Origin of the sequence: Hymenobacter taeanensis, assembly GCF_013137895.1 — a bacterium.
Lineage (GTDB): Bacteria > Bacteroidota > Bacteroidia > Cytophagales > Hymenobacteraceae > Hymenobacter > Hymenobacter taeanensis.
The window spans coordinates 1,051,022-1,063,260 of the sequence record NZ_CP053538.1 but is presented as its reverse complement, the minus strand read 5'-3'; the positions used below and the strand labels follow the sequence as shown (position 1 = coordinate 1,063,260).

The window sequence follows — 12,239 nt, the reverse complement described above, 5'->3', positions numbered from 1 at the left end:
AGACCGGCCGGTTAATAGCAGGAACCTGCGCAAATCGTTTTTTCCGTGCCGAATGTCATAACCTTCCTGTTCGCTCACGAACCGGTCGAGCGGAAAACCCGTACCTTTGCCTGTTGTACGCAGCCAGGGTCGGGTAGATGCTAACCTTTTACCTAACCTACCTGTTGAACTGCTATATATCTTTCCTTTGCCTTTGCGCTCTATGATTGTCGAACCTGGTGAATTGCTGGCGGCCATTGACTCGCCCAACGACCTGAAAAAACTCAGTCCCGACCAATTGGTGCAGCTGAGCCAGGAGCTCCGACAGTTTATTATCGACTCGGTTTCGATTTACGGGGGGCATTTCGGGGCTTCGCTGGGCGTAGTGGAGCTGACGGTAGCGCTACACTACGTCTTTAACACCCCCTACGACCAACTGGTGTGGGACGTAGGCCACCAGGCGTACGGTCACAAAATCCTGACGGGCCGCCGCGAGCGGTTCCCGACCAACCGCCGCTACAATGGCATGTCGGGTTTTCCCAAGCGCAGCGAAAGCGAGTACGATGCCTTCGGCGTAGGCCACAGCAGCACCAGCATTGGTGCAGCCCTGGGCATGGCCGTAGCTTCAGACTATAAAGGCGAGTTCGACCGGCAGCACATTGCCGTGATTGGTGATGGGGCCATGACGGCCGGCATGGCCTTTGAGGCCCTGAACCACGCCGGGGTGGAGAAATCCAACCTGCTGGTTATCCTCAACGATAACTGCATGAGCATTGACCCCAACGTGGGCGCGCTCAAGGAGTACCTCACCGACATTACCACTTCCCGCACCTATAATAAGGTGCGCGATGAGCTGTGGAACGTGCTGGGCAAGCTCTCGAAGTTCGGCCCCAACCCGCAGCAGATTGCCCGCCGCGTAGAGCAGGCCATGAAGGCTACACTGCTGAAGCAAGGCAATCTGTTTGAGGCGCTGAACTTCCGCTACTTTGGCCCCGTGGATGGCCATGATGTGCAGCACCTTGCTACCATCCTCAACGACCTTAAGAGCATTCCCGGCCCTAAGCTTCTGCACTGCGTAACGGTGAAGGGCAAAGGCTACGCGCTGGCCGAGAAGGACCAGACCCTGTGGCACGCGCCCGGTCTGTTCGACAAAGTAACTGGCGAAATCCACAAGAAGACCTACGACAAACCTCAGGCACCCAAGTACCAGGATGTGTTTGGCGAAACGCTGGTAGAGCTTGCCGAGCAGAACGACAAAATCATGGGCGTGACGCCGGCCATGCCCTCTGGCTCGTCGCTGAACATCATGATGAAGGCCATGCCTGACCGCGCTTTTGACGTGGGCATTGCCGAGCAGCACGCCGTAACTTTCTCCGCTGGCCTAGCCACGCAGGGGTTGGTACCGTTCTGCAACATTTACTCCTCATTTATGCAGCGCGCCTACGACCAGGTGGTGCACGACGTGGCGCTGCAGAACCTGCACGTGGTTTTTTGCCTCGACCGGGCCGGTTTTGCCGGCGCCGACGGCCCCACGCACCACGGCTGCTATGACCTGGCCTACATGCGCTGCATCCCCAACATGGTGGTGTCGGCGCCCATGAACGAGGAGGAGTTGCGCAACCTGATGTACACCGCTACCCTACCCGAAAACGCTGGGCCGTTCAGCATTCGCTACCCCCGCGGCGAAGGCGTGATGCCGGAGTGGCGCAAGCCTCTCAAGAAGCTAACCATCGGCACGGGCCGCGTAGTGCGCGAGGGCGAGGGTGTAGCCGTGCTCAGTATCGGTCACATCGGCAACTACGCCGTGAAAGCCACCCAAAAGCTCGCGGCAGAAGGCCTCAACCCTGGCCACTACGACATGCGCTTCTGCAAGCCACTGGATGAGGAAATGCTCCACAACATTGCTCGTCAGTACAAAGCCATTGTAACCGTTGAAGACGGCTGCTTACCCGGAGGCTTTGGGGCCGCCGTGCTAGAGTTCCTTGCCGACCATGGTTATAGCCTCCCCGTCAAGCGCCTCGGTATTCCTGACCGCATCGTCGAGCACGGCTCCCAAGATGAGCTTTACAAAGAGTGCGGTTTCGATGCCGATGGCATTGCCGCTGCCCTCCGCGAAATGGCTGGTAAAGTAGCCGCCAACGCGCCGGTAGAAAAAGTGCTCTTGTAAACTGCCAGGCCAGTATTGCCACAAAAAGCCCCACCGGATGTATCCGGTGGGGCTTTTTGTGTACTGATAGGTTTACAACCCTCAGAGTGGCCTAGCCACTTTATTCTAGTTCTGCCCGCAGCGTGTGCAGCTCTTGGGTCATTTGCTCAATGAGTTGCTGGAGTAGTTTGGCAGCTTCAGCTACCATGCTGGGGATGATGGTGTCATCGAAGGCGGCGTGCCAGGAGTCGAGGGTGGTGATGAGGGGCAGGAGGCGGTTGACTTGCAGATGCTCCAGGCTGGGCTTTAGCTTGTGAGTAGCCGACCGCAGTGCTACAACGTCGTGTGCAGTGGCAGCAGCTTGCAGTTCCTGCACGGCTTCTGTACAGCCCTCAATGAATGATTCCAGCATCAGGACTGTGAACGAGGCATCGCCCTGACCAATCTTGCGCACAATATCCAGGTTGTAGAATGGCAGGGTATCGGCCTCGTTGGGCTCCGTGCCAACGGTAGCTTCTGTTAACAGAGCCTCCTGGGCGGCTTCGGGCAGAATCCAGCGGCACAGCATCTTCAGGAGGTCGTCTTCCTGGAAAGGTTTGGGCAGGTAGTCGTTCATGCCGGCCTCCAGGCATTTCTCCCGCTCTCCTTTAATGGCGTTGGCCGTTAGCGCAATGATGGGCGTGGTAAAGTTCAGCTCCTGACGCAGATACGCAGTAGCCTCCAGGCCATTCATAATGGGCATCTGCACGTCCATGAGCACGGCCGCAAAAGGCTGCTGCTGCACTAGCTCCACGGCTATGGCCCCGTTTTCAGCCTCTACCACTTCCAGCCCGGCATTACGTAGGAAGCCTTTGGCAATCTGACGGTTGAAGTTGTTGTCTTCTACCAGCAGAATGCGCTGGTTCCGGAGCTGCTCCCGAATGCTGGCCGTAACAAGGGTTTTTTGGGGCAGATCTTCGGGGGCGCCAATGGACAAGCGGAGCGTAAAGTTGCTGTGAGTGCCCTCGTGCTTCTGGCTGTCAATGCTGATTTCGCCGCCCATCAGGTGCACCAGTTGGCGACTAATGCTTAAGCCTAGGCCAGTGCCCCCAAACTTGCGGGTCACGGACGAGTCTTCCTGACTGAACTCATTGAAAATATCCTCCAGGTACTCGGCATCAATGCCAATACCCGTGTCAGCCACCAAGAAGCGGAGGTCAACGTAGGTTTCAGTGGCTTGCTCCAGCGTGCACGAAACAGTGACGGAGCCCTTTTCCGTGAACTTCACGGAGTTGCCAGCGAGGTTCAGCAGCACCTGCGTAATGCGGTATGGGTCGCCGAGCAATACCGTAGGGATGCGCTCATCGGCCTGGGTGTGAAAGGATAAGCCCTTTTCCTCAGCTTTAAAGTGCAGGCTTTGCTCAATCTGGTGAAGCAGCCCCGTGATGCTAAAGCCAATGTTCTCAATGAGTAGCTGGCTGGCCCCAATTTTCGACAGGTCCAGAATATCATTCAGAATCACCAGCAGGTTTTCGCCGGAGGTGGCAATAGCCCGCAGATAGGTATGCTGGTCGTCGTTGAGAGGCGTTTTAGCCAGCAGCTGGCCCATGCCCAAAATGGCATTCATGGGTGTACGTATCTCGTGGCTCATATTGGCCAGGAACAGCTCCTTCGCCCGCGCCGATTCTTCGGCCTGCTCTTTCGCCTTGCGTAGGCGGCTCTCCAGCTGCTTTTGGTGCGTGATATCCAGAAAAATACCAATGCTGCCGTACACCTGGCGGTGGTCGTTGTAGAGTGGGGCCGCGCTTACCAGCAGCCATTTGGCCTGCCCAGTCTTTGTGGTAATGGGCAGCTCGTAGGTCTCCGAAATGCCCTGTAGGCGCAGGCTGTTGCGCTCGTTCATTTTGGTCAATTCCTCGGCGCTAAGCAGCTGGGCCATAATGTGCTCCTCAGCAAGCTCCTGATCGGAGAAGCCGGTAGTGTCCTGGAAGGTCTGGTTGGTGAACAGAACGCGGTTATCGAAATCCATTTCAATCAGCCCCAGGTGCATCTTCTCAATGATACCGCGGTACTTTTCCTCGCGGCGGCGCAGGGCATCGTCGCTATTTTTACGCTCCGTAATGTCCTGAAACTTCCATAGGTTGCCAATGTAGCGCTCGGCTACGAAGATGGGCACAAAGTCGCCCTGCACGGTGCGGCCGTCGGCCAGCTCAAACAATTCGGCCGTTACCAGCTGCCGCTCCCGCACAATAGTCTCGTAGCGGGCCACAAATTCCTCGGGGTACCTGAAATGCTCCTGAATGGCTTGGCTAAGCAGGCGGGTATCGTAGTTAATGAGCTGATCGGGAGCTATGTCCAGGTTAAAAATGCGGCATAGCGCCGCATTAGCCAGTACTACGCGCTGGTGCTCATCTTCCAGCATAATGCCCTCCTGAAAGTTGGCAATGGTAGTAGAGAAGCGTAGCATACTGGCTTCGAGGGCCGCCGTAGCCTGTTTTACAGCTGAGATATCAGTGTGCACGCCCGTCATAATCAACGGCTCGCCCTGCTCATCGCGCTGGGTAACCAAGCCGCGGGTAAGCACCCATTTGTACTGCCCGTCGCGGCAACGGAGGCGACGCTCAACGGAGTAAATGGGTACTTCGCCGCGCAGGTAGGCTCCGGCGGCTTCCAGGCTTGGCCCTTGGTCATCGGGGTGCACGTGGTGCAGCCAAGAGGTTAGCGGCGGATCTGAGGCGTTGTCTGAGTAGCCCAGCATGGTGTAGTAGGCCTTAGAGAAGTACTCCTCGTTGGTTTGGTAGTTGAACTCCCAGGCACCATCACCGAACCGTTCCATTGCCAGCCGCCACCGCCGCTCATTTGCCTGCACTGTCTCTTCGGCCAGCTTCAGGGCAGTTATATCCGTCAGAATACCGCTGTAAAGGGCCCCATCGGCGCTTGATTCAGCGAGCTGGGCGGTGCCGCGGCACCAGCGCACCGGCTGGCCCGGTACTACCAGGCGACCTTCAAACAACCAGCCACCAGTATGCTGTTTGGCAAGCTTAAGAGAGCTCTCCCACTGAGCCTGGTCATCGGGGTGCACGAAGCGTATGAACTCCTGCGCCTGCTCAGGAGCAATACCGAAAATGGTGTGCAGCTGGGGGCTGATGTAGCTAAGGCCAGCCCCTCCCGTGAGGCTTTCCCGCCATTGAAACAGCACGCCCGGTACGTTTTCAGTAAGGTAGCGGAAGCGCTCTTCCTGTTCCAGCGCGGCGTGCTGGCGCGTTGTAATATCTTCTAACAGGCCTAGGTAAGTACCCGTTGGTGGGTAGGGCCGCAGCTTTACATGCACCCAAACGCCTTGGCCATTAGCGCGGCGCAGGGGCACCTCAAACTGAGGAGCCGGGCCAGCCTGCAGCTGCCGCTGAAAAGCCGCTGGCGTAATACCTACCTCCGCTAGTGCTCCTACCAGCAAGCCGGGGGCCTGCTCCGGGCTATGAAACCCGGTAAGCTGCCCAAAGCCGGCATTCACCCAGGTGAGTGTTCCTTCCGCCGTCAGCAGCACTACGGCATCAAAGATTTCCTCCAGTAAAGCAAAGTCGGGTTTTCCGGTTTCGGGCGGAGAGCTGACAGTGGTTGGCTTCACAGAAAAATCAAATGATGGTGAATAACGGCATTAATGCCGCATGTATAGTTAAGTAAGTTACTAATTACCGGTACGCGAACAATGGCTAATCAGAGGAGCTGACCAGAAATTGTGGCTTCCCGATTTGGTAAAGGAGTGAATGAGTGGCTGAGTCTGTACTACCCGGGCAGCAACTTCTCAGGGCCGCCATGCTCCTACACTGGCTGAGCCCAAATGATTCCGCGTCTGATAGGTAGTTGGTTGCACTGGCCTAGAGTGGCTACTAGCTGCGTTACTGAGCTGGCAGCTGCGGAATGGTGCTGCCGGCTTCGGAGCCACTGCGGGTAGCCCGGTAGTGGGGCGACATAACCTCTACGCCGGCGCGGGCAAACTCCGTTTGAATGTGCTGGTGCAGCTCAGAGTACAGGGCCGCTTGCCGGTGCGGCTGCCGGGTGTAGGCGTTAATTTGATAGGAAACGTAAAAATCATCGAGGCTGGTTTGTAGCACGAAGGGCGCCGGTGTAGTCTCAACTCCCTGCGTAGCACGTGCGGCCCTCAGCAGCAGCTCATGCACCTGCGGCCAGGGCACATCATACCCAATGGTAACCGTGGAGTGCAGCACCAGGCCCTCACGCTCAGCGGCGGCGCTGTAGTTCACCGTGTGGCCGGTCAGGATGTTGGAGTTAGGGATGGTAATGTCCTCGTTTTTGACGGTGCGCAGGCGCGTAACCAGCAGGGTCTTTTCGAGTACGTCGCCAACTACCTCGCCAATCTTTACCCGGTCGCCGACTTTAAACGGGCGCATATAGGTAATAACGATGCCAGCCACCAGGTTGCCGATGGCTGAAGTGGAGCCAAAGGAAATAACGAACCCCAGCAGCACCGAAACGCCCTGAAAGACAGGAGAATCGGAGCCGGGCAGGTACGGGAAGATGACGATGAACATAAACACGTACAGGGCAAAGCGCACCAGGTTGAAGGTGGGCAGGGCCCAGTCGGGGTAAAAGCCTTCAATAACAAGCTGCCCCGTGGCCACCTCGCCGGCCAGAAAGCGCAGGAACCGCACGGCGTAGGTAGTAAATAGGTAAATAACTACAATAGTGAGCAGGTTGGGCACGTAGTGCACCACGGCCAGCACTACCCGCTGCACGGGGCCTAGCACGTAGCCCAGCAACTGGCGCGAGAAGCCCTCCGTCCAGGGGAACAGGCTGAAGAGCAGCGGCAGGGCCAGATATACCGTTAGGGCCACCAGCACCAGGCGTAGTACCTTAAGCAGAGTGCGCAGCACAGCCAGCTGCCGCTCCTGGGTCAGGAGCTCATAGTTATTAATGCGCCACGGCTTTAGTGGGCTGCCCCGCCACAGAAGAATACGCTGGTTAATAGCCCTGAAAAAGCGGTTAAGCCCGTAAATCAGTCCGGCCAGCATGAGCAGGGTGAGTACGGCCAGCGCACCGCGCTTCAGCAGCTCGGGCAAGCTGCTGGCCTGCTGGGCGGCTGTCAGATGGCTGCGCAGCGTGCTTAAATACTGGCGAGCTACGGTAGGCTGGGGTAGGCCCAGGGCCTGGGCTTCGGCTGCGCCTACACTCAGCACGTGGGTATCGGCGTACATGATTTCTGAATCGCGCTCTGAGTCAGTGACGTAAAGCGAGTCAGGCGAAAAAAGCGGGGCATCAAGCAGGGTTAGCAAACGGCGCTGAATGGCCTCGGCCCGCTCCTGGGGCCCGAAAGAGCCCACCCGGCCGTATACCCGAAACAGCGTATCAGTGGGCGGTAAAACTACGGCGGCACCCGTGGGCAAGGTGGTTACAGGCCTAGGGTTTGAAAGCAGAGAATCAGGTGCCTGAGCACCGGCCCACCCGCTCAGCAGGAGCAGGCAGCAAACAAAAAACAGCTTCATAAGCTGAAAAGTACGAAAAGCCCACCGCAGGTTGGCGAGGCACTCGGCCCCGGCTAGCTGATAGAAGGTGCCGACACATCACCCAACACCTCTACCGGCTCATCCGAAGACTTTTTAATAACGCTCAGGCTGCCCTCGGTTTCCAGCACCACGGCCTCTACCTGCATGAGGTTACTAAGACCGTGCTCACGCAGGCTGGCCATAATTTCGCCTTCCGTTACGCGCTCCGCCTTCATGGCGGTGTGCAGGAGCTGGCCCTGGTAAACCAGCAGCGCGGGCTGGCCCTTAATTAACTCATCAACTGCTTTGTAGCGCACTGAGAGCCAGGTGAGCAGATACTGTAGCCCAATCAGCAGCGCAAAAGCCAGGAGTCCATCGGCCAGGGCCACGCTCTTGGTGAGCAGCACCGTGGCTAGCGTTGAGCCCAAGGCTACGGTCACGATGAAATCAAAAGCATTCATCTTGGACAGGGTGCGTTTACCCGACCCGCGTAGCATGAGAATAAGACCAGCGTAAGCCGCAACGGCAATGATAATCGTGCGGAGGATACTCGTCCAGCTTGTAAAGAATATTTGTTCCATTGGCTTGAATAACGCTTTACGGCGGCCCGGCTGCTTCTCTAGGCCAGGGAACAGGTGGTAGGTGCTAACGTGCTGCCTGTTCCCTGGCCTAGAGAAGCAGCCGGGCCGTCACGGTAGCAATTAGGCTTGGGTTACAGAGTCAGATGTGGGTTGCTGATCAGGACTAGGTAGCGCAGCACGGGCCTGGGGCACGTCGCCCTGGCCGGTGGGCCAGCCTTCGCGCTGCCGGCGCCGGTCGCCGTCGGTAACCTCAGTCTGGTCGTGGAAGAGGATTTGCTGGGTCGGGAAGGGCAGATCGATACCGTTCTGGGTAAGCTTGTTCTTGATGGATTCAAGCACCTTGTCCTGGGCATCGAGAATATCGGCCTGGCGGGGCGGGTTTACCCACCAGCGCGCCCGAAGGTTGACGGAGCTGCCAGCCAGATCCATCACTATTGCTTCTGGGGCGGGGTCTTCCAACACACCCTCTACTTCGCGCATGGCTTCTAGTATCAGTTGCCGGGCCTGGGCAATATCATCGCCGTAGCCAATACCTATGTCATACTGCAGGCGGCGCTTATCGTAGGCCGTGTTTACGGTTACGGCGTTGGTAAACAGCTCGGCGTTGGGAATAACCACGCGCCGCCCATCATAGGTGCGGATGGTGGTAGCCCGGGTCTGAATCGACTCAACGGTACCCTCGAAGTCCTTGTACTTAATTTGGTCGTTGATTTTGAAGGGCTCCGTGAGCAGCAGCAGAATACCCGCCAGAAAATTCTGGAAGATGTCTTTAAAGGCAAAGCCAATGGCAATACCACCCACGCCCAGCGCGCTGATGAGGCTGGTGGGCGTGAACCCCGGCAACACAATGGTGGCCACCACCAGTACCCCAATAATTAGGGTAGCCACGTAGGCCAGTCGGCTCAGCAGCAGCGAGAGGCTTTGGCTGCCTTGCTTACGGTGCGTCACGCGGGCTACCACTGCCCGCACGCCGCGGGCTACAAAAAAGAAGATGATAATTACCACCGTACCGATGGCAATGTTGGGCAAGGCGGCCACCAACTCTCGGCCAATCTGATTCAGCTTCTGCCAGGCAAGCGAAAAATCCATACATGGGTACCAACCTTGTAGTCGGCGTACTGGTAAACACGTAATGCCCGCCGTAGGGTTACCAGAATTGCACTGCGCTGGCCGCCACCAGTACGCCCGGGGTGGAGCCTCAGGCAGGTGTGCCTGCAGAGCCGTTTGGGCAAGCGGGCGCAACAACCGCCAAGCAGCAGTTGGCCGCAACAGGCTTGGCGCACTGCGCAGCCCTAGCTTAAGTTGGCCAGGGGGCTGATAACCGAAGCTGATAGGGGCCGTAAGTAGGGGTTTGCTGTTCGCCTTTCCGGCGGCTCAGTGGTTTGCTTACTAAACGCCGCGCCCATGAAAACGCTGAATTTCAAAACCAATATCACCGACCACGACTCTATGCTGGCCGTTACCCAGGCCCTGAATGGAATTGAGCCCATTGATGGCTGGAACCTCGACCTGGGCGACCCTGATAAGCTGCTCACCATCCAGACCATTGACAACCGTATTGGGGAGCAGGTAACGCAGGCGCTAGCCCGGGCCGGTTTCCGGGCGGAACCCGTAGACTAAGCCCAAAAGTCTGCTGCGCATTCTACTTATTTTTCAGTTGCTCTATGTCATTACACTTCCGCCACACCTGGCAACGCCTGCGCGAGTCCCTGTGGTTTGTGCCGGGGCTGCTGGTGCTTGGCGCCTGCGGACTGGCCTACGGGCTAATCACGTTCGATACCCGCACCTCGTTTAATGGGGCCAAGCGGTTTCCGCTGCTGTTTGGGGCGGGAGCCGAGGGCTCACGGGGCATGCTTACGGCCATTGCCGGCTCTATGCTAACGGTGGCGGCGCTGGTATTCTCGCTCACATTGTCCACTATCTCGCAGGTTAGCAGCCAGTACTCGCCGCGGGTGCTGCGCAATTTCATGCGCGACCGGGGCAACCAGGTGGTCATGGGCTACTTTGTGGGGGTGTTTACCTACTGTCTGGCCGTGTTGGGTACTATTCGCTCCGCCGATGAGCAGAAGTTTGTGCCTTCTACGGCGGTGCTGGGAGGCCTGGTGCTGGCGCTGGGTGGCGTGGCAGCCCTTATCTACTTCATTCACCACATTGCTGAGTCGCTACAGACGGGCACTATTCTGCACCGCATCAGCCGCGAAACGGCCCACGCAATTGATGAGCTGTATCCTGCAGGTGTAGGGGAGCCGGCCGCCGCCCCCATGCCTCCGCCGGAGTATTCAGCTGGCCGCATCCAAACTGTGTATGCCAAAAAAACCGGCTACGTGCAGCAAGTAGATGCCGACGCGCTGCTGGACTGGGCCACTGAGCACAACGTTTTTGTGCGCCTGGAGCAAAAAGTGGGCGCCTTTGTGGTGGAGCAGGATCAGCTGGCCCGGCTACAGCCCGATAACCCGGCCGACCAGGCACTCAGCGAGGATGATATAGACGGTTTACGGGCCTGCGTAACTCTAGCCCTGCATCGTAGCATTGAGCAGGATGTAGCCTTCGGGTTGCAGCAATTGGTTGATATTGCCCTGAAGGCTCTCTCGCCGGGCATCAACGATACCACTACCGGCATTATGGCCGTAGATCATATTGGGCGGCTACTGCAGCAATTAGCCGGGCGTCCGTTTCCGGCTCAGTTGCGCGCCAAAGAAGACCAGCCCCCCCGTGTGCTGGTAGATGCCGCCGACTTTGATGCTTACCTGCGTCTGGCCTTTGATTTGGTTCGTATCAATAGTAAAGGCAACCACGCGCTGCTGCTACGCCTGCTGCGCGCCCTGGCCCGCACCGGCCACGCCGCCTGCACTGCTGGCCGCCAACACGCCGTAGCCAAGCAGGCCAAGCTGTTGCTTGAGCTGGCCGAAGAAACCCTGGTCACCGATTACGAAAAGAAAGCTGTGCAGACCCTTTACGCTGAGCTGCAGCCAAGCTGGGAAAAAGAGTTAGTAGCCTGATTTAGTGCCTTACGGAGAGGCCTACACTGTTGGTGTGCTGCCCCATAGGAGCACCAGTGCTTATTTTATGCTAAAGTTAAGCCGGGCTGATTTTTTATTGTAGTACTGAGAGCCCTTGAACAAACGAGCAGCAAATAGCAGTTACCGGGGGCCTGTATGCCGACGCCCAGTACGCCCAGTGCCCGAACTGCACTGGGTGCTGAGTGTTGGCAGGCGAGCTGCGCCCATTATGCGCCTTAGCGTGTTCTTTGCGTTTCACTTCTACTAAACCCCGCGCACAAATATGCCCCAGCCTACCATTCTGCTGCTTCATGGTTTTGCCGAGTCTCGTGCTATCTGGCACAATTTCACCCAACAGTTCCCGACCCACTATCGGCTGCTGGCCCTGGACCTGCTAGGCCACGGAGCTAATACCGAGGGCATTCAGGACTATACAATGGAAGCGCAGGCACAGTACGTGGCAGAACAACTCCGGCAGGAGGGGGTGGAGCAGGCGCTGGTAATAGGCCACAGCATGGGCGGCTACGTGGCGCTGGCGCTGGCCGAAGCCCACCCGGAGCTGGTACAGGGCCTAGTGCTTTTCCACTCCACAGCCCTACCAGACACTGAGGAGAAGAAAGCAAACCGCGCCAAAAATCAGGACTTTGTGCGGCGGCACGGGGTAAAAAAGTTTATGGGCTCATTCATCCGTCCGCTGTTTGCGCCCGCCAACCGCGAGCAGCTGACCGAGGCACAGGAGTTTCTGGAGGCCATTGGCAAAATTACCCCCGAGGCTACCGTGCTAGGTGGCCTAGAAGCCATGAAAAACCGCCCCGACCGGACGGAGGTACTAAGAACGGCGAAATTCCCAGTGCTCTTTATTGGTGGCCAGGATGATGTGGCCGTGTCGGTGGAGAGCCTGTTGCCCCAGCTGGCACTACCCGCGCAGAGCCACGCGCTGCTGCTGGCCAACGTAGGCCACCTAGGGTACCTGGAGCAGCCAGAGGTAACACGCCGGGCGGTGCTGAACTTTGCGGCGAGTGTGTTCAACGGAAGCCGGGCAGCCAATTGAAGC

8 protein-coding genes are annotated in these 12,239 nt (G+C 57.8%); 4 read left to right on the top strand and 4 right to left on the bottom strand.

Going from position 1 to position 12,239, the window contains the following annotated elements:
* The first annotated feature begins 202 nt into the window (after window positions 1–202).
* Complete coding sequence (gene dxs, locus HMJ29_RS04570) at window positions 203–2,146, top strand: 1-deoxy-D-xylulose-5-phosphate synthase (RefSeq protein ID WP_171590360.1); 1,944 nt, start codon at window positions 203–205, stop codon at window positions 2,144–2,146.
* A gap of 100 nt (window positions 2,147–2,246) precedes the next feature.
* On the opposite strand, the gene HMJ29_RS04565 is transcribed toward dxs, so the two are convergent.
* From HMJ29_RS04565 to HMJ29_RS04550, 4 genes are all read right to left on the bottom strand, one after another.
* Window positions 2,247–5,729: a PAS domain S-box protein gene (locus HMJ29_RS04565; protein WP_171590359.1), complete on the bottom strand. Its 3,483-nt coding sequence runs from the start codon at window positions 5,727–5,729 to the stop codon at window positions 2,247–2,249.
* 271 nt (window positions 5,730–6,000) lie between these two features.
* Window positions 6,001–7,605 carry a mechanosensitive ion channel family protein gene (locus HMJ29_RS04560; RefSeq protein WP_171590358.1) on the bottom strand — a complete coding sequence of 535 codons (1,605 nt, stop codon included), beginning with the start codon at window positions 7,603–7,605 and terminating at the stop codon, window positions 6,001–6,003.
* 53 nt (window positions 7,606–7,658) lie between these two features.
* On the bottom strand, window positions 7,659–8,186 hold the full coding sequence (locus HMJ29_RS04555; RefSeq protein ID WP_171590357.1) for a DUF421 domain-containing protein: 528 nt from the start codon (window positions 8,184–8,186) through the stop codon (window positions 7,659–7,661).
* A gap of 120 nt (window positions 8,187–8,306) precedes the next feature.
* A complete protein-coding gene (locus HMJ29_RS04550) occupies window positions 8,307–9,275 on the bottom strand; it encodes a mechanosensitive ion channel family protein (RefSeq protein WP_171590356.1) in 969 nt (322 codons plus the stop codon).
* Between the two features lie 315 nt (window positions 9,276–9,590).
* Between HMJ29_RS04550 and HMJ29_RS04545 the strand changes: the two genes are divergently transcribed.
* The 3 genes from HMJ29_RS04545 to HMJ29_RS04535 all read left to right on the top strand — a co-directional run bounded on the left by HMJ29_RS04545 (window position 9,591) and on the right by HMJ29_RS04535 (window position 12,236).
* The gene (locus HMJ29_RS04545; protein ID WP_171590355.1) at window positions 9,591–9,806 is read left to right on the top strand and encodes a copper chaperone; all 216 of its coding nucleotides are present in this window, start codon (window positions 9,591–9,593) and stop codon (window positions 9,804–9,806) included.
* Window positions 9,807–9,850: 44 nt separating this feature from the next.
* Complete coding sequence (locus HMJ29_RS04540; RefSeq protein WP_171590354.1) at window positions 9,851–11,185, top strand: DUF2254 domain-containing protein; 1,335 nt, start codon at window positions 9,851–9,853, stop codon at window positions 11,183–11,185.
* Between the two features lie 283 nt (window positions 11,186–11,468).
* The gene (locus tag HMJ29_RS04535) at window positions 11,469–12,236 is read left to right on the top strand and encodes an alpha/beta fold hydrolase (protein WP_171590353.1); all 768 of its coding nucleotides are present in this window, start codon (window positions 11,469–11,471) and stop codon (window positions 12,234–12,236) included.
* Window positions 12,237–12,239 lie beyond the last annotated feature (3 nt).